Genomic DNA, 919 nt, shown 5'->3' on the forward strand with positions numbered 1-919 from the left:
CGCGGTGGGACGTACGGGAGTGGGCTGTGCGGGCTGCACCGGGGCGGCGGTGGCCGCGGCGGCGGTCGCCGGCGGCGGGGCCGCGCTGGTCAAGGTCCGGGTCCGGGTCTGCACGGGGGGCGACCTCCAGTGTGCTCGCTGCCGGTCGGGGGGCGGCGTACATGCTGTTCGGACCGCGGGGGCTCAGCGGCATACGGCCGGCGCACGCCCCGCGCCGAGGACTCAAGCACCGCTCACCAGTGTGGGGTACGACACACTGCGCCCACGAGGGGCGTGCGAGCGGTTTTTGAGATGGACGGTGACTTGTCGCCTACGTACGACTACGCCACCGTTCCGGACAGCCGCGCCCACGGCGGCGCCGGGCGCCTGAACACACCGCAAGAGCACGGGACTCAGCGGTCAGAGCGCCGCCGCGCCGCGCTCCTGGAGGGAGCGTCCGTACTGCGTGAGCGTCCAGATCTCCTGGCGCACCGCGGCCGACCGCTCGTCGTCGCGCATCGCCTCCGCCCGCCGTGCGCTGCTCTCCAGCTCCGCGATACGGGCGTTGACGGCGGCGAGACGTACGGCGACGAGCTGCATGCCCGCGTACATCTCGTCCGGTTCGCGCCCGCGTGCGCTGCGCAGCGGCTCGACGACCAGCTCGTGCACGAGGGCGCGGACGGTGTCGTCGGGGGCGGCGCCGCGCACCCGGCTCAGAAAGCCGTCGTCGGCGCCGGTGACGCCGCCCGCCGCCGCCACGGCCTCGCGTACGGCGGCGTAGGGCGGTGCGGTGAACTCGTCGGTCTCGTAGGCGTCGAAGGCGGGGGCGACCAACTCGGGCCGCTGGAGGGCGAGTTTGAGCAGCTCGCGCTCGACGCGGTGGGCGGGGCTGCGCAGGTTGAGCGCGGGGCCGCCACGGGGCGCTGCCGTACCGGCCGAC

General features: G+C 75.1%; 1 pseudogene. It reads right to left on the bottom strand.

Annotated features, from left to right (window positions below):
- Positions 1 to 399 precede the first annotated feature (399 nt).
- Positions 400 to 919: pseudogene (locus AN218_RS29315) on the bottom strand (DNA primase); the annotation flags it as partial.

The organism is Streptomyces nanshensis, from assembly GCF_001751255.1.
In the GTDB taxonomy this organism is placed as follows: domain Bacteria; phylum Actinomycetota; class Actinomycetes; order Streptomycetales; family Streptomycetaceae; genus Streptomyces; species Streptomyces nanshensis_A.